A 22,561-nucleotide genomic window follows, 5' to 3' on the forward strand; every position below is an offset into this window, starting at 1 on the left:
TCGGTGACCCGCTGTCGGAACGGTTCGTTGGTTGCTGCGGCGGAGGTGTGTGCCCGCGGTGGCCGGGCAGCAGCCACCTCCGTCGCTACGGCCGAGCCACCGCCGGCCGTTTCTCACCGCGCTACCGATCCGAAGAGGTCCCGTCATGTCCGAAACGTCTGCCACGCCGCAGCTCCCGAGCAGTGCGCCCAAGAGTCTGCTGGAGCAGATGCAGGAACTGCTCGCCTCGGTGACCGCGGACCTCGCCGAGCTCCAGTCCTCCGGTCCTCTGAGCGCCGGCTACCGCGCCGGCACCGACACCTCCGAAGCTCCAGCCTCACCCGGTACTCGATGACCCGGCGGCGCCTGCGCCTCCTCCTTCGGCCCGTCCTCACCCGGCGGGCCGAGCCGGACCACGAGTAAGGGTGACCCCCGGTCGGCCCGCTCCGCCCGCGCCCCGCCGAGCGCCGCGACCTCCCCGACCCCGGCCCCGGAGCGGCACGCGGCCTCCCGCAGCCGTCCGGCCAGGTCCTTGCAGTCCGACACCGCGTCCACGCCGTCGATGCACGTCCAGTAGAGGCTCTCGGTGTCGGCCCCGCAGGCCAGCACCACCAGCGTCTCCCCGACGTCCCGCAGCAGGCCGTCCAGCGCACCCAACGCCGGCCCTAGATCGCCGAGTTCGGTGAGCCTGCCGACCCTTCCGCCGCTCACCAGGGCGGCCCGCACGACGGACCGGTCCAGGCAGACCGCCGCGTGCGCGCCCGCCTCGGAGAGCTGCTGGCCCAGGCCCGTCAGCTCGTCGTCGTCCAGGTCCGCCAGCCGGGCACCGACCGCCTCCGTCAGCAGCGCGGCCTGCCGCGCCTCCGCCAGGACGTCGGGTACGTGTCTCGCCTCGGCCAACGCGTGCCGGGCCGTCTTGATCAGTCGCAGCGCCTCCATGGCCACCGCTCCTCTCGCTCGCCGTCTCCGTCGGCCACCGTCACCGCCGACCGGCGGTTCAGGTGGTCACGGCGAAAGCGTGCGGAAAACGGCGGGGTCCCGCATCCACCATCGCGAATCCTGTGGATAACCCGGGGGTGTGGATAACTTCCGTCCCTCACAAGGGTTGATCGCCCACATCCGGATTGACCTCCGGGTTGACGTTCGGGTTGGCACCGGCGCCGGCCGCAGAGCCCCCCGGCACCGGGAAGCGGTGCTCGTTGCGCTCGATCTTGGCCGCGAGGGCCGCCAGCGGGTCCACCCCCACCACCGTGCAGAACTGCACCAGGTACGCGAGCACGTCCGCCACCTCGTCGCGCACCCGGTGCGCCCGCTCCGGGTCGGACATCACCTCGGCCGCCTGCTCGGGCGTGAGCCACTGGAAGATCTCCAGCAGCTCACCCGCCTCCACGCTCAGCGCCGCCGCCAGGTTCTTCGGCGTGTGGAACGGCTCCCACCGCCGCGCCGCCGCGAAGTCCACCAGCCGCTGCCGCAGTTCCTCCAGGGTCGGCGCACCATCGGAGGCAGCGGGCCCCGTCACTCGTTCGCTCATTCCCCCAGGTCTACCCCATCCGCCCCCGCCACCCGCTGCCCCGGTACCCGGGCCGAGGAGGCGGGCCCCTCCGGCCGCAGCACCGTCAGCCCCGACGCCGGATCGCGCCGGCACTCCACCAGCACCACCCCCTCCCCGCCGCGCGCCTCCGACGCGGCCTCCCGCGCCGCCTGCGGCTCCTGGAGCGCCGCCACCACCCGCAGCTGGTTGCGCCCCGCCATGTCCCGCGCCAGCCGCAGCAGCGATCCGGTCTGCTCGGTGGAGAGCCCGGCCCCGAGGTCCTCCGCGAGCACGGTGAGCTGCCGGTGCGCCCACGGCACCTCGGCGGCCACGTCGAGGTCGAGCACCCCGGCCCCGGTGAGCAGCACCGCCGCGAACGCGAGGTGGCGCAGCATCCCGTCCGACGCCTGGTCGGCCCGGGTGCGCCCGCGCAGCCCCTCGTCGAAGACGGTGAGGACCCGCCGCCCGGCCGCCGTGTCGCGGTGGTCGAGGTCGAGTCCGAGCAGCGAGTACGGCGCGGCGGCCTGCGCCGCGCGCAGCAACTTCCCGTACCGGCGCGGGCATTCGTTGCTGAGCCGGTCGATGACGGCGGAGATGTTGGCGGCGTTGCTGCGCAGCCTGGCGTTCGGGTCGGCGCGGGCCCAGCCGCGCATGAGGGCGGGCACGGGGTGGAGGGGGAAGACCTCGCGCAGCGCGGTGAGGAGGTCCTCGGCGGCGGCGAGGACCTTGCGTTCGCCGCGCGAGGAGCCGGCGACCCGCAGCGGCAACTGTGCGGTGATCATGCTGCCGCTGGGCAGTGGCGCCCGGATGTCGCCCTGGCGGCTGTCGTTGTGCCAGCAGACGTTGATGCGCCGCCGCCGCAGGTCCTGTTCGCCGGTGTCGACGAGGGTCCGCCCGTCGAGGGTGAGCGTCTCGCGGACGATGCGGACCGGCGCGTCGGGGCGGATGACGAGGTCGAGCTCGATCACCCCGTGCGGCGAGCGGACGGTGCAGCCGAGGCCGATCGCCGCGCCGCCGTGCGGGAGGCACCCGTCGAGGCCCCCGCGGACGGGCGTGGCGAGCGGGCCGGGGCGGTCGGGCAGTCCGTCGAAGGAGTCGGCGATCTCCTCGCCGAGGGCGAGCCGGGAGAGCACGGCCAGCGCGTCGAGGGCGTTGGACTTGCCGACCCCGGCGGGCCCGTGCAGCACGGTCAGGGGCGCGAGCGGCAGGGTCGCGCGCCGGTAGGACTTGAAGGAAGCGAGCCGCAGCCCCTCAAGGGTCGGGCGCGGTACGGACGGCGCGGGGGCGTCGGGCGGCCCTCCGGGCTGCGGGGCGGACGGTCGGGGGTGGGCCGGCGCGGCAGGCCGGCTGGCGTCGCGGTTCACCCGTCGGACGTTAGCCCCGGCCCGCCACCGGCCCGTCGGCCGAAACGATTCGGCACAAACAAAACGCGGCCGGATTCATCCCAACGTGGCCACCGCCACCCCGACGGCACCCGAACCGGTGACGCCCAGCACCGGTACTCAGCGCCGGTACTCCGCGACCGTCACCGAGGCCGTCACCTCGACGGGATCGGCGAGCCCCGCCAGCGCATCCTCGAGCCGCCGCGCGTCGGTGTGCCAGGCGCTCGGCCCCATCCCGACGACGGTGCGCACGTCCGCCGCCCCGAGCCGCAGGGTGAACTCCACCTCCTGCCGCCCGACCGGCGTCAGATACGGCCCGAGCTTGTCGTCGATCCGCCGCTGCTTGTCCTCGTCGACGGACAACAGCCCCAGCGCGCCGACGAGTTCACGCAGGTGCCGCCCGGTCGGGGCGACCAGCAGCAGGGTGCCGCCGGGCCGCAGGACGCGCCGGATCTCGGGCCCGTTGCGCGGGGCGAACACGTTCAGCATCAGGTCGGCGCAGCCGTCGCGCAGCGGCAGCGGGCGCCAGGCGTCGCAGACGACCGCGCCGATCCGGGGGTGGGCCCTGGCGGCGCGGCGCAGCGCGAACTTGGAGATGTCGAGGGCGGCCCCGGCCCTGCCGGGCAGGGCGTCGAGGACCTGCGCCAGGTAGTACCCCGTCCCGGCCCCGAGGTCGGCGACGAACCCGGCCCCGTCCACGTCCCTGTCCCCGTCGACAGCGGCGGCGGCCGCCGCCGAGGCCAGCGCGTCCGCGATGGGCCGGTAGTGCCCGGCGGCGAGGAAGTCGGCCCGGGCGGCCACCATCTCGGCGGTGTCGCCGGTGCCGGTGTGGGCGTCACCGGCGAGGAGGCTGACGTATCCCTGCTTGGCGAGGTCGAAACTGTGCCCGGCGGCGCAGCGCAGGGTGCGCTCGTGCAGGGCGAGGGCCTGTGCGCAGTGGGGGCAGGCCAGGTGGCGCTCGATGTCCTGCAGCAACGTTCCGTCTTCCCTCGCCGTTCAACCCGACCCCGACCGTACGGGCCGAGGCACTGGTCAGCCAGCCTAGACGCCCGACGAGACCGGACCCGACAAGGCCGGACCCGACGAAACCGGACCCGATGAGGCCGGCCCCGACGCCGCGATCCGCATCGCCAGCCCCGCCAGCGCCTCGGGCGCGCCCTGCTGCCCCCGGATCCCGGGGAAGGCGTTGACGTCCACGATGACCGGCGCCCCGGCCCCGTCGAGCAGGTCGACCCCGTAGACGTCGAGCCCGAACACCTCGCCCGCCCGCAGCGCGAGCTCCGCCCGCTCGGCCGGCGGCTCCCATGGCCCGGCCGCGGGCGGGGCCGCGGCCCAGAGCTCGGAGCGCCGCCGGGCCGCGAACACCCGGCCGTCGACGACCCACAGCTTCTGGTCCCACCCCGTTCCCGGCAGGAACGGCTGGACGACGACCGGCTCCTCCGCCCACCGCCCGAGGAGCTCCCGCAGGCCCGCCGCATCCTCCACCCGCGCGACCAGGTCGTCCCGCCGGCTGTGCCGGCTCTTGACCACGAACGGGTAAGCGGGAGCGGCGAGTTCACCCAGCCGACCGACGAAGTCCGTCGGGGCGAACGGCAGCCCGCCCTCCCCCGCACGCCGCGCCATCAGCACCCGGTCCTGACAGAGCTCCGTCGCCGCCGCCGAGTTGACCACGGGCACGCCCCGTGCCTCCAACTCCCGTGCCAGCGCCAGGAACTGCGGCCCGTGAGCCTTGAGCAGGCACACATCCACCGCCTCCCCCGCCTCCTCGACCCGGACGAGCTCGCAGCCCCGCCGGCCCAGCAGCTCCGCGGTCGCCGCGAGCACCGGATGCCCGGGGTCGACGGCGATCAGCCCGACCCTCACAGCGCCGCCCCCAGCCGCCCGTACGCCCCGAGTCCGGGCACCAGCGAACCGGGCTCCCCGACGCCCGACCCCACCACACCCGACCCCACCACACCCGGCTCCACGCCGCCCGGCTCCACCACGCCCGGCTCCACGACGGCGGGCACCGACACCGCCGTCCCGCTGCGCGCGAGCCGCAGCACCGCCCGCGACACCCGCGCGACCGCGTCCGGCACCTGCCGGAAGCTCGGGAAGTCGTTGACGTCCACCACGACCGGCCCGTCCGGCCCGAGCAGCACGTCGACCCCGTACAGGTCGAGCCCGAACACCTCCCCGACCTGCGCCGCGATCCGCGCGACCTCCGCCGACAGCGGCACCTGCCGCTCGCGCACGCCCTGCCCGGGGTGCAGCGGGGAGGAACGTTCCGTCGCGAAGAGTTCGCCGTCGACGCAGTACACCTTCAGGTCCGTCCCCGAGTTCGGGACGTACGGCTGCGCGATCAGCAGCCCCTCCCCGGCGAGCGCCGGCCCGAGCGCGAGCAACTCCTCGGGGTGCGCGACGAGGTGGACGGCCCGCCCGGAGCTGCCGTCGGCGGGCTTGACCACCAGCGGGTACTCGGCGGCGGGTATCTCGGCGAGCCGCTCCCAGCGCGCCGCCGCGTACGTGACGGGCACGGGCAGCCCGCGGGTGCGGGCGATGACGGCGGCGAGCGCCTTGTCCCGTACGCCCCGGATGGAGCGCACGTCGTTGACGGTGGTCAGGCCGACGGCGGCGGCCGCCTCCAGGAGGGTCAGCCCGGGGCCGCCGGAGACGGTCTTGAGCACCCACGCGTCGTGGCTGCCGGCCCGGACGGCCTCGGAGATCGCCATCAGCGAGTCGCCGGGGCGCAGCACGTCCACCCTGTGCCCCCACGCGGTGAGCCGGCGCGCCACGTCCAGCGGCATGCCGTCGCGCCGGTAGTGCTCCTCCACCAGAAAGCAGAGCCTCATGGGCCTGACTTCCCCCCCTCTCCCTCGGCTTCGACGCCCTCCGCCCCGCCTTCCCCGGCGGCGCGGCGGGAGTCCCGGACTGAATAGCCCCGGCTTGAAAACCCCAGCTTGAAAAGCCTCAGCATGCCACGCGCTCTCCCCGCAAGATCGCCGCGATCTCGTAAGCGTTCGGCAACAATAGGCGTACCAAGAACTCCCCAAGGAACGCCAAAGATCCCCGGTCAGACCGGTCCGGCCAAAGCGGTGGCGGTCGTTCCATGCGCCTGGTTGGATACGGTCCGTGACTACTTCCGATCATGAACACGACGTCGACCGCGCCCTGTTGGACGAGATCGAGCACTACTACGACGCCGTGCCGCGCGGCGGCGCCCGCACCGAGGACTTCGGCCCGCTGACCCTGTTCGTCCGCGAGGGCACCGGATGGCCGTTCTACGCCCGCCCCACCCTCGGCCACGACGGCCCGGCCGTCACCGTCGCGGACGTCCGCCACGTGCTGGAGCGCCAGCGCGAGTTGGGCATCCCGGAAGCCTTCGAGTGGGTGGCCGAGCACAACCCCGAGCTGCGCGCGGCGGTGGAGGCGGCGGGGCTGACGGTGCACGAGCACCCGCTGCTGGTGCTGGGCCCGCAGGACGAGACGGCCCCGGCTCCCGCCCTGCCCGAGGGCGTCGAGGTGCGCGTACTGCCCTTCGACGCGCCGGAGTTGGCGACCGCCGTCGCCGTCCCGCACCTGGCCTTCGGCGAGCCCGGCACGGCCATCGGCACCGCGGGGACGGCCGAAGTGGCCGCGACCGCCGAGAAGTTGACGGCCGAGGGCTGGACCGAGCGCACCTCGGGGCGGATCGCCTCGGGCGCCACCGCCCTGGCCGCCGCGATCGAGCGGACGGACGGCGCCGCCCCCGTCGTGCTCTGCGCCGGCCAGCACAACCCGGTGGGCGCGGTCACCGAGGTGGTCGGCGTCGGCACCCTCCCGGCGGCGCGCCGGCGGGGCCTGGGCCTGGCGGTCACGGCCGCCCTGGTCGCCCACGCCCGGGCCAACGGCGTACGGACGCTCTTCCTCTCCGCCTCCGACGAGGACGTCGCCCGGATCTACCGCCGCATCGGCTTCCGCCCGTTCGCGACGGCCCTCATCGCGGAGCCCGCTCCCCAGGGCTAGGCCGTGTCTTTCGGATCACGCCAGGCGGTCGCCGCCGGGGCACGCACCTCGACGGCTTCTCGTCGGTCACCAATGCTCCGCAGTGGCTCCCTCCTCTGACCTCCTCCCCCTCGGCCTCGTCGACCACCCAGGCCGCCAGCCTCTCCGCGACCCCCGACACCCCGAGCCGCCCCTCCCGGATCGCCCGGGACAGGCTGCGCACCTCGCGGGCCGTGGTGGCCACGGTGCATCCGCTGGCGACGAGGTAGGCGTACGCGACGGCGGTGGCGAACAGTTCGTTGGTCTTCTCCAGCGCCGGCACCCGGATCAGCTGGTGCATCAACGCGGCGGCGCGGTCCTGCGGTTCGGGGTAGACGGCGATGTCGAAGATCTCCGCCTGGTGCCGGGTGACGGCCGCGAGCAGCGAGCCGTAGTCGGTGACCTGCGGGTCACCGGGGGTGTACTGCTCCGCGGTCATGAGCAGCCACGAGAGGTCGATCTCCAGCTTCAACGGCGCACGTCCTGGAGGTCGCCGGGCTCCGCGAACTCGGCGAGGAAGGCCGTCTCGTACTCCTTCATGAACTGGGCGGCGGCGTCGACGAAGGCGCGTCCGGACTCGCCCATGTCGTGCTGGACCAGGCGCTCGATGTACTGGTTCATGCTGATCCCCTGCTGCTCCGCCCGTTCCCGGGCCATCTCAGCGGTCGTGGCGTCGACCCTCACGTTCAGCTGCTTCTTACCCATACCCTTCAAGCTAGCGCCGATGTGCTAGCACAACAAGGGCGCGCGCACACCGCCCGCACACCTCCCGCACGCCCCTGGGCTACCTGCCCGTCATCGGGGCCCCCGACACGCGAAGGGGCCGGGTCCGCGGCGAACCGCCACGGACCCGGCCCCGGAGCACGACGGGAGGATCAGAACTGGGTGCTGACCGTCACCCCGCTGAAGTCGGTCTTCGCGTAGAGGCTCACGTAGCGGTACCCGGCGGTCGGGTTGCTGACGGTGATGCTCTGCGCGGTCCCGGCGTTGGTCGAGGAGGCGGTGAAGGAACTCGGCGAGGCCCAGGTGGACTCGCTGTAGTACAGGTAGGCGGTGCCGGTGCCCCCGGTGGTGGTGATCTTCAGGGTGCTGGTGCCGGCCGGCAGGTAGACGTACAGGTAGTCCACGTTGCCGGCGGTGGCGGACAGGCCCGGCCGGGAGCAGTTCTTGCCGAGCGCGTCGGTGCGCTGGTCGGTGCAGGTCGGCGGGGTGGTGGCGCCGCTGCCGGTGGCGACGGTGACGGTCGCCGGGGTGCTGGCGGTGCGGCCGGTGTCGTCGGTGACGGTCAGGGCGACGGTGTAGGCGCCCTTGGCCGCGTAGGTGTGGCTCGGGTTGCGCTCCCCGGAGGAGGTGCCGTCACCGAAGGTCCAGTGCCAGGAGGCGATCCGGCCGGAGCCGGTCTGCACGGACTTGTCGGTCAGGGCGACGGTCGCGCCGCTGACGGACTGGCCGAACAGCGCGGTCGGGCCGTCCGCGTAGCAGGCCCCGCCTGCGCACTTGTCGAGCCAGGCGTCGAAGTCGGCGTCGTAGGAGGTGCCGAGGCCGTTGTAGACCGCGTAGCCGCCCTGGTAGTCACCGGTGCGGAAGTGGCCGAGCATGGCGTAGATGTCGGCCGGGTGCTTCTCGAACATGTACCGCACGGCCAGGTAGCCCCACGGGTAGGTGCGCACGGTGTCCGAGTTGCCGTACGTGTTCTGGAAGACGGTGCTGAGCTTGTACGTGTGCTTCGCCGCCTCCTCCATCGCCTGGGTGTCGGTGGTGCCGCGGTAGGCGTAGGACTCGTACTCGGCGACGCCCTCGATCCACCAGATGTTCGGGACGGAGATCTCGGTGGAGAAGTTGCCCTTCATGTCGTAGATGCCGTCGAGGTAGTGCGTGTACTCGTGGTTGAGGTTCCACACGTTGGCGGTGAAGCCGTCGTTCCACGCCTTCTGGTACATCACGCAGACGGCCCGGTTGTTCGGGTCCGTCGGGTCCATGACGGTCTGTCCGCCGTTGTCGGTGGAGTTGTTGAAGATCGCCCAGGAGTACGTCAGGTAGTCGGCCCGGGTGGCGAAGACCGCAAGGGTGATGTTCTTGTCGTACTGGCCGGGGACCGGGCCGTTGTCCTTCACCAGGTTGTGGAAGAAGGTGTCCTCACCGCGCAGGCTGGCGCAGACGGCGGCGAGGTCGGCGGGCGAGAGCGCCTCGGTCAGGATGGTGCGGTTGTCGCAGACCAGCTGGTTGGGCAGCACGGCCGCGGTCAGCTTCGCCGGCAGGTTGCAGGTGCCGTAGTACGAACACAGGCCGCCGTCGTAGTAGTTGGCGTTGAACGCGGTGTGGACGTACAGCGGGCCGGTGGTGCCGGTGATCTGCGCGCCGTCGAGGACGGCCTTGACCTGCCCCTTGACGGCCGCCTCGACCTTCGGCCCGTCGCCGGCCATCCGGCCGAGGTCGTTGCCCGCGTTGACGTCCAGGTACTCGTTGGCCGTGCCGAGCAGGTCCGTGTGGCCCAGCGCGAAGGAGCCCAGCGCGGTGGCCACGCTCGGGTCCGCGGCGACGGCGGCCGCGAAGTCGGGGTTCCAGTTGCCGCGCCACAGCGGCGCGGACAGCATCGAGTTGACCGCCTTGAGCATCTTCGGGAAGGCGTTGTACGAGTTGTCGTAGCTGCTCAGGACCTGCTTGTAGACGTCCAGGTAGCTGCCCTGCACGTTGGCGCTGTCGGTCAGGACGAGCACCTCGCTGAGCACCGTGCCGTTGGCGTCGCTGACGTCCTTGCGGTGCGGGTTCGCGAAGAACGCGTCCAGCGCGGCACGCGAGGCGGTGGTGAGCGCGCCGTCGTACGGGCCCACGGCGTCCGCGTTGTTGGACTGCACGAACCAGCCGGCCCGCAGGAAGAGCACCAGCTGCAGGATGCCGGTGGAGTTGTCGCCCGTGTAGCCGGGCGCCTGGGCCTGGAGGGCCTTGGTGACGGTGAGCATCTTGTCTTCCTTGAAGATGCTTCCCGCGTCGGCGCCGGTGACGTTGAACAGGGTGTTGACGCAGTCCGTGCTCGCCCCGGTGAGGTACGAGACCAGGTCGGCCCCGCTGCGGCCGCCGAAGTCGGCGGGGGTACAACCCGCGGCGGCGGCAGCCGTACGGGCGGCGGCCGCCGGCTTGGCCACCGGCGACGAGGCCGAGGAAGCGGAGGACGGCCGGGCGGAGGTCTGGACGGTCGTGCCGGCCGGCTGGCCCATCACGACCTGCCCGAGCAGCGCCGGCGGCAGCGGGGCCGCGACCGGCGCGAGCTCCTCCGAGGAGGGGGAGGCCGTGAGGAAGGCCCCCAGCGGCTTGGGGAGGACGGAGGCCGGATCGGCCTTCGCCGCAGGGCCCGCTGACGGCGTACCGGACGGGACGGGAGCTGCGGAGGCCACCGCCGGCAGCAGGGTCGCGGCGGCGCAGCAGCCGGCGACGAAGCCGGCCAGCAGGGTGGGGAGGGGTATCCGATGGCGCACTGGTGGGGCCCTTCTCCTGGGGGGGGAGGCGCGGGGAGGACGTGCCGTGGGGGCATGGGGGGAACGGTCGTGATCCTGCCAGCGAGTACCTGTCAGAACAATGTCACAGGTCATATGACATCAGTGCCGACGGCCATAACACGTCGCCCGTCCCCGGAGCCCCCGCTACGACCGGTACGTCCGCGCGGCCCACGCCTGGAAGGTCGGCGCCGCCGCGATGAGGTCCCGGTACGCCGCGGCCGCCGCCCCGAACAGCGTCTCCACGACCTCCCCGCCCACCCCGGCCGGCCGCCACACCAGCAGCTGCCGCATCCAGATCGGCGTCCCCACCAGCGGTTTGACGACCACCTCCGCCAGCGGCCGGGTGGTCGCCTGGACGACGGAGACGCCGAGCCCGGCGGCGATCATCTCCTGCAGCTCCAGCCGCCCGCCGAGGTACTCGTGCACCGTCGCCGGCGCGAACCCGGCCGCCGCGCACGCCCTGTGGAACACCCGGTGCCAGCCGGCCCCGTCGTCCGGGGTCAGGAACCACTCCTCCCCCGCGAGGTCCACCAGCGCCACCTCCGTGTTGTGGCGCAGCCGGTGACCGGCGGGCAGCGCGACGAAGGCCGGCTCGGTGACGATCCCCCGGTGCGCGACGGCCTCGGAGTGCCGCAGCTCCCGCCCCGGGTAGTCCACCGCCACGGCCACGTCGGCCTCGCCCCGCTCCAGCAGGTCGACGATGTCCGAGGAGCGGTAGACGGAGGACAGGGTGAAGCGCTGCCCGGGCCGCTGGTGCCGGGCCCGGGTGACCAGGCCCGGCAGGATCGGCGAGTTGGTGGCCGCCAGCCGCAGCTCGCGCGGGACTGGTTCGGCGCCCTGCGTCCGGCGGCCCAGGCAGTCGGCCCGGGTGAGCAGTTCCCGGGCGGCGGCCACCACCTCCGCCCCGAAGCCCGTCGGCGCCACCCCGGCGGCCGTCCGCTCGAACAGCGGCGCCCCCAGGTGGCGCTCGATCCGGCGCAGCTGGGTGCTGGTCGCCGGTTGCGAGGCGCCGAGCAGGGCGGCGGCCCGGCCGACGCTCCCGGTGTCGGCGATGGCACACAGCACCCGAAGGTGCCGCAGCTCCAGCTCCATGACGCTCCCCCACCCGCTCCCCACGACAAACCGACGACGCGACGACAATCACGCGGCCTCTGCCGGGGACGGATGGTGCAACGGCACACATGACATGTCAGCGGCTTACCTTCGCCCCGGCGAATTGCCTCGTCAAGCCCCTGTCGCGGCCCGATCGGCCCTGCGACCGTCATCCTTTACCCGGGCATTGCCCTCTCCGGGACATCCCCGGGGCATCCCCGGGACATCCGCGGAGCCGACCCGGGCCCGGCCGCGCCCCGCCCGGGAGGCGGGAGACTTGAAGAGTCCTTCACCATCCGAGACCCTGAACACTCCTGAACGCTCATGAACACTCCTGAGCGTTCCCCGAGCGGCACCGACCGGTGCGGAGGCCGGCAGATGACAGCCATGTTCGACCAGGAGTTGCGCGAGCAGCTCGCCCAGGCCCGGCAGGACCTCGCCGCGGCCCGGGCCGCAGGGGACGCCGACGGCGTCCAGGCGTACGAGGGCCGGGTCGCCTCGCTCCTGCGGCTCGCCGCTCAGCACGGCATCGACCTCCCGCACCGCGCCGAGGAAGAGGAACACAACGACTAGCCGCACATACGAAAGGAGGCGGTCACCCCCAGGGGTGACCGCCTCCTCCGTCTCACCGGATCACTTCCCGGCCGGCTCCAGGATCGCCACGCACTCGAAGTGGTGCGTCATCGGGAACAGGTCGAAGGCCCGCAGCGACACCGGCCGGTACCCGCCCTCGCGGAAGAACGCCAGGTCCCGCGCCAGCGCCGCCGGGTCGCAGGCCACGTACGCGATGCGCCGCGCCTCCAGGCCCGCCAGGTGCGCGACGGTCTCCCGCCCGGCGCCCGCGCGCGGCGGGTCCAGCACGATCAGGTCGGTGGCGGTGATGCCGGTGCGCGGCAGCAGCGTCTCGACCCGGTCGCACTCGATCCGCACGTTCTCCAGCACGGCCAGGTTGTGCCGGGCGTCGGCCACCGCCTGCTTGGAGGACTCGATGCCGAGCACCGCGCCGTCCTCGCCGACCCGGTCGGCCAGCGCGCCCGCGAACAGGCCGACGCCGCAGTACAGGTCGAGCGCGCTCTCGCCCCACTGCGGGTCCAGGCCGTCCAGGACCGCGTCGACCAGGGTGTCCGGCGCCTCGGGGTGGATCTGCCAGAAGCCGCCGTTGCTGATCCGCCAGGTCCGCCCGGCGGCGCGCTCGCGCACGAAGGAGCGCCCGTGCACCTTGTGCACGCCGCCGTGGTCGTCCACGCGGGCGATCGAGACCGGCTTGTCCAGCTCGACGATCGGCAGCTGTGCGCCGTCGCGCGGGGTCAGCACCACCTGGCGGTCCGAGGAGCCGGACGCGGCGACCACCTCGACCGTGGCGACGCCCGGCCAGTCGCGGGCCTCGACGCCCAGCTCGGTGACGCCCTCGGCGGCGATCAGACAGCGGTCGATCGGCTGCACCTCGTGCGAGCGGTGCTTGCGCAGCCCGACCTTGTCGCTCTGCGCGTCCACCGTGTACTGCACCCGGGTGCGCCAGGCCGGCACCTGCCCGGCGGGCAGCTTGCCGCCGACCGGCTCGACGCTGCCGTCCCAGCCGGCCTCCTCCGGGGTGAGCCCGGCCAGCTTGGCCAGCTGCTCGGTCAGCACCGACGCCTTGAGCTTGCGCTGCCCGCCCGGGGTGACGTGCTGCCAGTCGCAGCCGCCGCACTTGCCGGGGCCCGCGAACGGGCACGGCGCCTCGATGCGCTCCTTGGCCGGTTCCAGGACCTCCACCGCGTCCGCGCGCAGGAAGCGCGAGGTGCTGGTGCCCTCGGTCACCTGCGCGACGACCCGCTCGCCGGGCAGCGCGTGCCGCACGAACAGCACCCGCCCCTCGTGCCGGGCCACGCAGTGCCCGCCGCCGTGCGCGACCGGGCCGACCTCGACCTCGTAGCGCTCACCGACCAGCGGCTCCCCGGACGGCGCCTGCGGCCGCTGCGGCCGTACGGGGGCGGCGCCCGCCCGCAGCGCCTTCGGCGGCCGGACCGCCTGCTTGCGCGGCGCCCTGCGCCCGGCGCCACCCGCGTCGGCGGAGGTCTTCGCCGCCTTCGCGCCCTTGTCCGCCTTCACCGGCTTCTCGGCCTTCGCCGGCTTCTCGGCCTTGCGCGGCTCCGGCTCCCCCGGCACGACCGGCGCGGTGCGCGCCGTCAGCCCGTCGCGGTCGGTGGCCTCCGGGCGGGCCGGCCGGCCCCAGCGCGGCCGAGCCACCTGCCCGGGCTGGGAGCCGCCCCGGCGGGCGCCGCCCTTGCCCTTGCCGGAGGAGGAACCCGAGGAACGGGACGGAGTGTTGCGGGTCACAGATCGGAGTCCTTGCTGCGGTCGGTGGGCGCGTCGCCGGGCGAACCGGTGCGCACTGAATCCTTCGACTGTACGGCCTTCGGCGCCCGCGGCTCGCCACGGCGGACGGCGCCCGGCGCCGACCAGGCCCTCTGCGGCTTGCGGCGCTCCGAGGACTCCAGCTGCCACGGCACCGAGGTGACCATCACACCGGGCTTGAAGAGCAGCCGCCCCTTGAGCCTCAGCGCGCTCTGGTTGTGCAGCAGGTGCTCGTACCAGCGGCCCACCACGTACTCGGGGATGTACACCGACACCACCTCGCGCGGGCTGCTGCGGCGCAGGTTCTTCACGTAGTCCAGCACCGGCCCGGTGATCTCCCGGTACGGCGAGTCCAGCACCTTCAGCGGCACCTCGATGCCCCGCTCGTGCCACTCCCGCCGCAGCGCCGCCGTGTCCTCCGGGTCGACGTTGACGGTGATCGCCTCCAGCGTGTGCGGCCGGGCGAGCCGCGCGTACGCGATGGCCCGCAGCGCGGGCTTGTGCAGCTTGGAGACCAGCACGATCGCGTGCACCCGGGTGGGCATCAGCGTGTCGTCCGCCTCCTCGACCGCGAGGAGCTCGTCGGAGACCCGGTCGTAGTGGCGGCGGATGCCCTTCATCATCACGAACAGCACGGCCATCGCCGCGATCGCGATCCAGGCGTGGCTGATCTTGGTGACGAGCACGACGATCAGCACGGCCATGGTCATCACCAGGCCGAAGGTGTTGATCGCCCGGCTGCGCTGCATGTGGCGGCGCGCGGCCGGGTCGGTCTCGGTGCGCAGCAGCCGGGTCCAGTGCCGGATCATCCCGGACTGGCTCATGTTGAAGGAGACGAAGACGCCGACGATGTACAGCTGGATCAGCCGGTTCGGGTCCGCGTCGAAGGCCAGGACCAGCACGATCGCGGCGATCGCCAGCAGGATGATGCCGTTGGAGAAGGCCAGCCGGTCGCCGCGGGTGTGAAGCTGCCGGGGCAGGTAGCGGTCCTGGGCGAGGATCGAGCCGAGCACCGGGAAACCGTTGAAGGCCGTGTTGGCGGCCAGCACCAGGATCAGGCCGGTGACGGCGGCGACGAAGTAGAAGCCGGGCGTGAAGTTGGAGAACACGGCCTCGCTGATCTGCGCCAGCGCCGTCTTCTGGTGGTAGCCGGGCCCGGAGCCGACGAGCTGCTCCGCCGGGTTCTCGGCCATCTGCACGTGGGTGAGGCGGGCCAGCCAGATGATGCCCATGAACATCACCACGGCGATGGAGGCCATCATCAGCAGGGTGGTGGCCGCGTTCTTGCTCTTCGGCTTGCGGAACGCCGGCACGCCGTTGGAGATCGCCTCCACACCGGTCAGCGCGGCGCAACCGGAGGAGAAGGACTTCAGCAGCAGGAACACCATCGCGAACCCTGCCAGCGAGCCGTTGCCCGGGGTCGCCTCGAGCGCGAAGCCGGAGCTCTCGGAGGGCATGTCCTGCCCGAGCACGACGCTGCGGAAGAACCCGTAGCCGACCATCCCGACCACGCCGATCATGAAGGCGTAGGTGGGGACGGCGAACGCGGAGCCGGACTCGCGCACGCCGCGCAGGTTCATCCCCATCAGCAGCACGATCACGATCACCGCCACCAGCGCCTCGTGCCCGCGCAGGGCCGGGACGGCGGAGACGACGTTGGCGACGCCCGAGCTGGTGGACACGGCGACGGTCAGCACGTAGTCGACCATCAGCGCACTCGCCACCACCAGGCCCGAGTTGGGTCCGTGGTTGACGGTGGCGACCTCGTAGTCGCCGCCGCCGCTGGGGTAGGCGTGGACGTTCTGCCGGTAGGAGGCGACAACGGCCAGCATCACGATCGCCACGACGAGGCCGATCTGCCAGGAGAAGTGGATCGCCGAGGCCCCCGCGACGGAGAGCGTGAGCAGGATCTCCTCGGGGGCGTACGCGACCGAGGAGAGCGCGTCCGAGGCGAAGACGGGCAGCGCGATCCGCTTGGGCAGGAGCGTTTCGCCCAGCTTGTCGCTGCGCAGCGCACGCCCGATCAGGATGCGTTTCGGAAGGTCAGTCGGCATAGGCACGTTAAGGAATCGTAGGGGTTCCTCCTGAGCGCTTGCGCCGGAGCTACCCCCCTTCATCGCGACTGCGATGTACGGACCGGCTAGCGTGTCGGATACGAGCCGGCGGGCAACACTGACGTTGTCGACCGTCGTCGACGCCGTTCGGAGCGTCCCCCGGGTCGGCCCCCACCAGAGCACTCGCCGCGGAAACAGCCGGGCGGGAAACGGAGATGATCGGTGTTTGCGCAGGTCAAGACCCCTACGGAACGGGTGAGGTAGCACCGGTGCACATCGTCATCATGGGCTGCGGCCGCGTGGGCTCGGCCCTGGCCAGAGCGCTGGAGAAACAGGGTCACTCGGTGGCCGTGGTCGACCAGGACCCGACGGCGTTCCGCCGTCTGGGCGCCGGGTTCAACGGGCGCCGGGTGACCGGTGTCGGCTTCGACCAGGACACCCTGCGCGAGGCGGGCATCGAGGAGGCCGGCGCGTTCGCCGCCGTCTCCAGCGGTGACAACTCCAACATCATCGCCGCGCGGGTGGCCCGGGAGACCTTCGGCGTGGAGAACGTCGCGGCCCGGATCTACGACCCCCGCCGCGCCGAGGTGTACCAGCGCCTGGGCATCCCGACCGTCGCCACCGTCCGCTGGACGGCCGACCAGATGCTTCGCCGGCTGCTGCCCAGCGGCGCCGAGCCGCTGTGGCAGGACCCGAGCGGCGGCGTGCAGCTCGCCGAGGTCGCGTACGACCCGGCGTGGGTGGGCCGGCGCCTCGGCCTGTTGGAGGAGGCGTCCGGCGCCCGGGTGGCGTTCGTCACCCGGCTCGGCGAGGGCGTGCTGCCCTCGCCGCAGATGGTGGTGCAGGAAGGCGACCTGGTGCACGTGATGCTGCGTCGGGGCGACCTGACGGCCGTGGAGGCCGCGTTCGCGCAGGGGCCGAAGGAGGAGGGTCACTGATGCGGGTCGCCATTGCCGGGGCCGGTGCCGTGGGCCGCTCGATCGCGGGCGAGCTGCTGGAGAACGGCCACGAGGTCCTCCTGATCGACAAGAACCCCAACTCCATCTCGGTGGAGCGGGTCCCCATGGCCGAGTGGCTGCTCGCCGACGCCTGCGAGATCACCTCGCTGGACGAGGCCGCCCTGCAGCGCTGCCACGTCGTCATCGCCGCGACCGGCGACGACAAGGTCAACCTGGTCGTCTCGCTGCTCGCCAAGACCGAGTACGCGGTGCCGCGGGTCGTCGCCCGGGTGAACAACCCGAAGAACGAGTGGCTCTTCAACGAGTCCTGGGGTGTGGACGTCGCCGTCTCCACCCCGCGCCTGATGTCCGCGCTGGTCGAGGAGGCCGTCAGCGTCGGCGACCTGGTGCGCCTGATGCGCTTCAGCCAGGGCAACGCCAACCTGGTCGAGCTGACCCTGGCCGCCGACACCGAGCTGGTCGGCACCCGCGTCGGCGACGTCGCCTGGCCGCAGGACACCGCGCTGGTGACCATCATCCGCGAGGGCCGGGTGCTGGTACCGGGCAAGGACGACACCCTGGAGGGCGGCGACGAGCTGCTCTTCGTCGCCGCGCAGGAGCGCGAGGAGGAGTTGGAGCGGCTGCTCCTGTCGTCCTCCGGCGGCCAGTAGGACCCACGGCACGCGGCAGGGCCCGCACCCCTTCGAAAAGGGGTGCGGGCCCTGCGTCCGTTCGTGGGCCCCGTTCGTGGATCCCGTTCGTGGACCCCGTTCGTGGCCCCGGGGAGCCCGGCTACTTGGCCGGCTCCTCCTCGTCCTCCTCCAGCTGCGCCTTGATCGGCGGCGGCGCCTTCAGCAGGATCTGCCAGGTGACGTACATCGCCAGCAGCATCGGCGGGATGCCGAGGGCGACCTTCAGCCAGCCGAGCAGGTTGACGTTGTGGGTGAAGTACAGCGGGAAGAGGATCACCGGCTTGAGGCCCATGATCACCACCCAGGCCCAGGTCGCCTTGGTGTAGGCGCGGAAGCGGCCCGGGTTCTCCTTGCGCCAGGTGAACATCTCGCCGGTGATCGGACCGAGCATCAGGCCGATCATCGGCCAGCGCACCAGCGCGGAGAGCGCGAAGCCCGCGCAGTAGGCGACGTTCCACAGCAGGCCCGGCAGGTAGAAGTCCTCGGCCTTTCCGCTCTTCATCGCGATCCAGGCGCCCAGGGCGACGCCGAAGACGCCGCTGAAGGCGTGCTGGATGGTCTCCCGCCTCGCCAGCCGGGCCACCACGAACAGGGCGCTCAGACCGAGCGCGGCCCAGGCGGCACTGCTGACCTGGTGGGTCAGGTTGTACGTGACGATGAAGACCAGGCCGGGCAGCGTCATGTCGATCATGCCGCGCACGCCGCCGAAAGCCTTCAGGACGGTGTCGGCGGCCTCCTTGGAGGCGGCGGCCCTCCGAGCCTCCTCCTCCTCGGGGGTCAGCGGCGCCGGGGCCTCCTGGGCGGGGACGGCGGTCCCCTGGAGGGCGGCCGTGTCGAGGCCGAGCCGGGTGGCGGCGTCACCGCCGGGCTGGTTGCTCACGCTCATTCGCTCCCGTGTCCGACCGGACGCAACTCGTATCGAGGGTTGAACAGCACGCGGCGCCCGCGTGCGTGGCTGATCCGGCCGCTGGCGACGAGCCGGCGACCGGGTTCTATGCCCGCGATCGAGCGGCGGCCGAGCCAGACCATGTCCAACGCCTCGGTGCCGTCGAAGAGTTCGGCCTCCAGCGCCGGTACCCCGGCCCGCGGGCGGAGCGTCACCGTGCGCAGCGTGCCCGCGACGGTGACCAGGTCGCGGTCGCCGCAGGCGGCGATCGGACGGCTGCCCGACTCCGCGGCGCTCTCCTGGCGCAGCTCCTCGGCCTGCAGCTCCTCGGTCGAGGAGGTCAGCCGGCTGAGCATGCGGCGCAGGCGGCCCTGGGGCTGGTCGCCGTTCTTGTCACCACTCATGCCGGAAGGGTACCGGTTTCCGGCCCCCCGACGGCAGGCGTCTGCCGCCGGGGGTCACTCTCCGGGACGGACCCGAACCGGCCTGTCGGGCTCTAACCCTCGAAGCGGTAGCCCATGCCCGGCTCGGTGATGAAGTGGCGCGGGTGGGAGGGGTCGCGCTCCAGCTTGCGGCGCAGCTGGGCCAGGTAGACCCGCAGGTAGTTGGTCTCGGTGCGGTAGGCGGGCCCCCACACCTCCTGGAGCAGCTGGGTCTGGCTGACCAGCCGGCCCGCGTTGCGGACCAGCACCTCCAGCAGGTGCCATTCGGTGGGGGTGAGGCGCACGTCGGTGCCGTCCCGGTTGACCTTCTTCGCGGCGAGGTCGACGGTGAAGCTCTCGGTGACGACGAGCGAGTCGTCCTCCCCCGCGACGGGCTCCGCGCGCCGGACGGCCGCCCGCATCCGGGCGAGCAGCTCGTCCATGCCGAAGGGCTTGGTGACGTAGTCGTCGGCGCCTGCGTCCAGGGCTTCGACCTTCTCGTCGGAGGCGTGCCGGGCCGACAGCACGATGATCGGCACCCGCGTCCAGCCGCGCAGGCCGCGGATCACCTCGACGCCGTCCATGTCGGGCAGCCCCAGGTCCAGGACGACGACGTCCGGATGGCGGGCGGCGGCCAGCTCCAGGGCGCCGGCGCCGTCATGGGCCGCGTCGACCTCGTACTTGCGGGCCTTGAGGTTGATCACCAGCGCGCGGACGATCTGCGGTTCGTCGTCCACGACGAGGACCCGGGTCATTTACGGGCTCCGCCTTTCAGTGCGGTCTGAGCTGTCTGACTCGATGACGGTGGAACTAACTGACGGTACGACTTTCGCCGTCTCCTGCTCCGACGGCTCGTCCGACTCGACCCGCTCGACCGACACGATCGGCTCGGGCACCTCGTCCGGCTCGGGCGCTTCCGGGGGCCACTCGACGGCGGGCAGGCTGACGACCATCGTGAGGCCGCCACCCGGGGTGTCCTCGGCGGTGACGGTGCCGTCCATCGCCTCGACGAACCCGCGCGCCACCGCGAGCCCCAGGCCCACCCCGGCGCCGCGCGGGGCGTCCCCGTAGCGCTGGAACGGCGCGAAGATCCGCTCCTTGGCCTCCTCGGGCACCCCCGGGCCGCGGTCGACGATTCGCAGCTCCACCCGGCCGGGCCCGCCCGGCCGCCGCAGCGCCTCGGCCTTGACCAGCACCTTCACGCCCTCCGGGCTGTACTTGACGGCGTTCTCGACCAGGTTGGCGAGCGAGCGCTCCAACAGCCCGCCGTCGGCCCGGATCATCGGCAGGGTCTCCGGCACCTCCAGCCGCACGGACTCGGGCGCGACGCCGCCGAGCGCGTACGGGACCACCTCGTCGAGGTCGGTCTCCTGGATCAGCGGGGTGACGGTGCCGGTGTGCAGCCGGCTCATGTCCAGCAGGTTGTTGATCAGGTGGTCCAGCCGGTCGGCCCCCGCCTCGATCCCGGCGAGGAGCTCGGCCTCGTCCTCCGGGTCCCAGTCGACGTCGGCCGAACGCAGCGAACTCACCGAAGCCTTGATGCCCGCCAGCGGGGTGCGCAGGTCGTGCGAGACCGCGGCCAGCAGCGCGGTGCGGATGCGGTTGCCCTCGGCCTCCCGCCTGGCGGCGGCGGCCTCCCCGGCCAGCCGGCGGCGCTCCAGCACCACGGCGGCCTGGGCGGCGAAGGCGCCGAGCAGCCTCCGGTCCGCACCGGGCAGCACCCGGCCGCGCAGCACCAGGGCCAGGCTGTCGCCGACCGGCACGTCCACATCGGCGTCGTCCGGCCGCTCCGGCGGACGCGCTCCGGCGGACGCCACCGGCACCCAGGGGCCCATCGGCTCGGGGCGCTCCAGCAGCGCGGCGCTCTCCTGCCCGAAGGTCTCCCGCACCTGCTCCATCAGCGCCGTCAGCACACCGTCCCCGTTGGGGGCGCCGCGCAGCACCGTCCCGGCCAGCGCGCTCAGTGTGCGCGCCTCGGTCTGGGCGCGGGCCGCCTGGTGGGTGCGGCGGGCGGCGAGGTCGACCACCGAGGCGACGGAGATGCCGACCACCGTGAAGATCGCCACCGCCATGATGTTCTGCGGCTCGTTGATGGTGAAGGTGTGCAGCGGCGGCGTGAAGTAGTAGTTCAGCACCGAGGAGCCGACCAGGGCCGAGGCGATGGCGGGCAGCAGGCCCCCGACCAGCGCGGCCAGCACCGTCAGCGACAGGAACAGCAGCATGTCCGTCGACAGGCCCAGCCCGCCGATCGCCGTCAGCACCACCGCCAGCAGCGGCGGCCCGGCCAGCCCGATCAGCCAGCCCGCCACCGTCCGGCGCCGCCCGAGGTCCGTCACCCGCCGCACGGGCACCTTGGCGCGCTTGCCGTGCCCAGCGTGCTCGTGGGTGACCATGTGGACGTCGATGTCCCCGGCCTCCCGGGTCACCGTGGTGCCCACGCCCGGCCCGTACAGGTACTGCCAGCCGGGCCGGCGGCTGGTGCCCAGCACGATCTGGGTCGCGTTCACACCCCGCGCGAAGTCCAGCAGCCCGGCGGCCGGGTCGTCGCCCAGGACGTTGTGGAAGGAACCGCCGAGGCTCTCCACCAGGACGCGCTGCTCGATCAGCGTCTGCGGCGAGCCCGAGCCCGCCAGGCCGTCCGAGCGGGAGATGTGGACGGCGAGCAGTTCACCACCGGAGACGCGCGCCGCGATGCGGGCGGCCCGGCGGATCAGCGTCGCCCCCTCCGGGCCGCCCGTCAGCCCGACGACGATCCGCTCCCGGGCCTGCCAGACGCCCTCGATGCCCTGCTCGGCCCGGTACTTCTGCAGGTACTCGTCCACGCGGTCCGCGGTCCACAGCAGCGCCAGCTCCCGCAGAGCGGTCAGGTTGCCGGGACGGAAGTAGTTGGCGAGCGCGGCGTCGACCTTCTCCGAGGCGTACACGTTGCCGTGCGCCAGCCGGCGCCGCAGCGCCTGCGGGGACATGTCGATCAGCTCGATCTGGTCCGCCCGCCGCACCACCTCGTCCGGGACGGTCTCGCGCTGACGCACACCCGTGATGCCCTCGACCGCGTCGCCCAGCGACTCCAGGTGCTGGACGTTCACGGTGGAGATCACGTCGATCCCGGCCGCGAGCAGCTCCTCGACGTCCTGCCAGCGCTTGGCGTTGCGGCACCCCGGCACATTGGTGTGCGCCAGCTCGTCCACCAGCGCCACCTCGGGGCGGCGGGCGAGCACGGCGTCCAGGTCCATCTCGGAGAACCTGGCCCCCCGGTGGACGACCTGCTGCCGCAGCACGATCTCCAGCCCCGCGACCATGTCCGCGGTCCGCCGCCGGCCGTGGTCCTCCACGAACGCCACCACGACGTCCGTGCCACGCTCCCGGCGCCGGTGCGCCTCGGCGAGCATGGCGTACGTCTTGCCGACCCCGGGGGCCGCCCCGAGGTAGATCCGCAGCCTGCCTCGTCCCATGAGCACCATTCTTGATCCGGACCAGTCCGGGAGCCACCCCCGGACACCTGTTCCCCTCCCCCTTCGACACTACGGTCGCGCGAGGAGGTTTTCCGCTGATCCGTGCTCTGAGCAGGCTCTTTTAGCGGCATATTGACGGTGTCACAGGGGACCGGGGCCCTGAACCCCCCATCCGGCGGGGTGGACGGGGCCCGAAGATGTCCGGATATGCGAAAAGCCCCTGATCCGAATCGGATCAGGGGCTTTTCAGAAGAATTGTTCGGCGGCGTCCTACTCTCCCACAGGGTCCCCCCTGCAGTA

The 22,561-nt window shown here is 72.8% G+C and carries 19 protein-coding genes and 1 pseudogene; 4 read left to right on the forward strand and 16 right to left on the reverse strand.

The window, feature by feature from the left end:
• Positions 1–279 precede the first annotated feature (279 nt).
• The 6 genes from IH61_RS49755 to IH61_RS0130315 form a co-directional block, all read right to left on the reverse strand.
• Positions 280–918 (reverse strand): DUF6099 family protein, encoded by a 639-nt coding sequence (locus tag IH61_RS49755; protein WP_051838363.1) that lies wholly within the window; start codon positions 916–918, stop codon positions 280–282.
• Positions 919–1,075: 157 nt separating this feature from the next.
• On the reverse strand, positions 1,076–1,510 hold the full coding sequence (locus IH61_RS0130295) for a nucleotide pyrophosphohydrolase (RefSeq protein ID WP_078911507.1): 435 nt from the start codon (positions 1,508–1,510) through the stop codon (positions 1,076–1,078).
• Positions 1,507–2,874, reverse strand: a complete 1,368-nt coding sequence (locus tag IH61_RS0130300; RefSeq protein WP_051838364.1) for an AAA family ATPase — start codon at positions 2,872–2,874, stop codon at positions 1,507–1,509. The genes IH61_RS0130295 and IH61_RS0130300 overlap by 4 nt, the downstream gene beginning before the upstream one ends.
• Before the next feature lie 138 nt (positions 2,875–3,012).
• Entirely contained in the window at positions 3,013–3,867 is an 855-nt protein-coding gene (locus IH61_RS0130305) for a putative RNA methyltransferase (RefSeq protein WP_031075662.1), read from the reverse strand.
• Positions 3,868–3,933: 66 nt separating this feature from the next.
• Positions 3,934–4,755: an ATP-grasp domain-containing protein gene (locus tag IH61_RS0130310; protein WP_031075664.1), complete on the reverse strand. Its 822-nt coding sequence runs from the start codon at positions 4,753–4,755 to the stop codon at positions 3,934–3,936.
• The gene (locus tag IH61_RS0130315; protein WP_078911508.1) at positions 4,752–5,723 is read right to left on the reverse strand and encodes an ATP-grasp domain-containing protein; all 972 of its coding nucleotides are present in this window, start codon (positions 5,721–5,723) and stop codon (positions 4,752–4,754) included. The genes IH61_RS0130310 and IH61_RS0130315 overlap by 4 nt, the downstream gene beginning before the upstream one ends.
• 280 nt (positions 5,724–6,003) lie before the next feature.
• On the opposite strand from IH61_RS0130315, the gene IH61_RS0130320 reads away from it, so the two are divergent.
• Positions 6,004–6,876 carry a GNAT family N-acetyltransferase gene (locus tag IH61_RS0130320; protein ID WP_078911509.1) on the forward strand — a complete coding sequence of 291 codons (873 nt, stop codon included), beginning with the start codon at positions 6,004–6,006 and terminating at the stop codon, positions 6,874–6,876.
• Positions 6,877–7,095: 219 nt separating this feature from the next.
• Here the strand turns inward: IH61_RS0130320 and IH61_RS0130325 are convergent.
• The 4 genes and pseudogenes from IH61_RS0130325 to IH61_RS0130340 all read right to left on the reverse strand — a co-directional run.
• Positions 7,096–7,333 (reverse strand): annotated as a pseudogene (locus IH61_RS0130325) (fic family toxin-antitoxin system, toxin component); the annotation flags it as partial.
• 29 nt (positions 7,334–7,362) lie between these two features.
• On the reverse strand, positions 7,363–7,599 hold the full coding sequence (locus IH61_RS0130330; protein WP_031075669.1) for a toxin-antitoxin system HicB family antitoxin: 237 nt from the start codon (positions 7,597–7,599) through the stop codon (positions 7,363–7,365).
• Positions 7,600–7,769: 170 nt separating this feature from the next.
• Complete coding sequence (locus IH61_RS0130335) at positions 7,770–10,367, reverse strand: collagenase (RefSeq protein WP_031075672.1); 2,598 nt, start codon at positions 10,365–10,367, stop codon at positions 7,770–7,772.
• Positions 10,368–10,532: 165 nt separating this feature from the next.
• Positions 10,533–11,480, reverse strand: coding sequence for a LysR family transcriptional regulator (locus IH61_RS0130340; RefSeq protein WP_031075673.1), 948 nt, complete (start codon positions 11,478–11,480; stop codon positions 10,533–10,535).
• Positions 11,481–11,858: 378 nt separating this feature from the next.
• On the opposite strand from IH61_RS0130340, the gene IH61_RS0130345 reads away from it, so the two are divergent.
• Complete coding sequence (locus IH61_RS0130345; RefSeq protein WP_158845430.1) at positions 11,859–12,053, forward strand: hypothetical protein; 195 nt, start codon at positions 11,859–11,861, stop codon at positions 12,051–12,053.
• A gap of 60 nt (positions 12,054–12,113) precedes the next feature.
• Here the strand turns inward: IH61_RS0130345 and IH61_RS0130350 are convergent, their stop codons facing one another.
• Entirely contained in the window at positions 12,114–13,469 is a 1,356-nt protein-coding gene (locus IH61_RS0130350) for a class I SAM-dependent RNA methyltransferase (protein ID WP_031075677.1), read from the reverse strand.
• Between the two features lie 326 nt (positions 13,470–13,795).
• A complete protein-coding gene (locus IH61_RS0130355; protein ID WP_051838365.1) occupies positions 13,796–15,871 on the reverse strand; it encodes an APC family permease in 2,076 nt (691 codons plus the stop codon).
• 269 nt (positions 15,872–16,140) lie between these two features.
• Between IH61_RS0130355 and IH61_RS0130360 the strand changes: the two genes are divergently transcribed.
• Positions 16,141–16,809, forward strand: a complete 669-nt coding sequence (locus IH61_RS0130360; protein ID WP_031075680.1) for a potassium channel family protein — start codon at positions 16,141–16,143, stop codon at positions 16,807–16,809.
• Positions 16,809–17,480 carry a potassium channel family protein gene (locus tag IH61_RS0130365; RefSeq protein ID WP_031075682.1) on the forward strand — a complete coding sequence of 224 codons (672 nt, stop codon included), beginning with the start codon at positions 16,809–16,811 and terminating at the stop codon, positions 17,478–17,480. Before IH61_RS0130360 ends, IH61_RS0130365 begins: the two co-directional genes overlap by 1 nt.
• A gap of 121 nt (positions 17,481–17,601) precedes the next feature.
• Here IH61_RS0130365 and IH61_RS0130370 read toward each other — a convergent pair whose 3' ends face one another.
• From IH61_RS0130370 to IH61_RS0130385, 4 genes are all read right to left on the reverse strand, one after another.
• Positions 17,602–18,381 carry a DUF3159 domain-containing protein gene (locus IH61_RS0130370; protein WP_234327399.1) on the reverse strand — a complete coding sequence of 260 codons (780 nt, stop codon included), beginning with the start codon at positions 18,379–18,381 and terminating at the stop codon, positions 17,602–17,604.
• Positions 18,382–18,383: 2 nt separating this feature from the next.
• Complete coding sequence (locus IH61_RS0130375; RefSeq protein ID WP_031075686.1) at positions 18,384–18,791, reverse strand: OB-fold nucleic acid binding domain-containing protein; 408 nt, start codon at positions 18,789–18,791, stop codon at positions 18,384–18,386.
• 92 nt (positions 18,792–18,883) lie between these two features.
• On the reverse strand, positions 18,884–19,564 hold the full coding sequence (locus IH61_RS0130380) for a response regulator (RefSeq protein ID WP_031075688.1): 681 nt from the start codon (positions 19,562–19,564) through the stop codon (positions 18,884–18,886).
• Positions 19,565–22,261: a sensor histidine kinase gene (locus tag IH61_RS0130385; RefSeq protein WP_078911511.1), complete on the reverse strand. Its 2,697-nt coding sequence runs from the start codon at positions 22,259–22,261 to the stop codon at positions 19,565–19,567.
• Positions 22,262–22,561: the final 300 nt, after the last annotated feature.

Source organism: Streptomyces sp. NRRL WC-3742 (assembly GCF_000720635.1).
Taxonomy (GTDB): Bacteria; Actinomycetota; Actinomycetes; order Streptomycetales; family Streptomycetaceae; genus Kitasatospora.